We start from the raw sequence: 220 nt of genomic DNA on the forward strand, positions 1-220 counted from the left end.
GAGCTAAAGAGACTATATCGTGGTTGAACAAGCGAGGTGTAACGATTAGCATGTCGAGAAAGGGAAACTGCTGGGATAATGCCTGTTCAAAAAGTTTTTTTGCTCAGTACAAAAAAGAATGGATGAGTAATCTAAATGAACTGAGTCGTAGCGAAATGACAATACAAAGTCGTTTTTATATTGAGAATTACTACAACTCAGTGCGAATGCATGGGACGAT

Annotated in this window: 1 protein-coding gene; it reads left to right on the forward strand. The window is 38.2% G+C overall.

What is annotated here, in order from left to right:
- A partial coding sequence (locus AN391_RS20495) for an integrase core domain-containing protein (RefSeq protein WP_152967924.1) occupies positions 1-220 on the forward strand: 220 nt, incomplete at both ends.

The sequence above is a fragment of the Pseudoalteromonas sp. P1-13-1a genome, assembly GCF_001401875.1.
In the GTDB taxonomy this organism is placed as follows: Bacteria; Pseudomonadota; Gammaproteobacteria; order Enterobacterales; family Alteromonadaceae; genus Pseudoalteromonas.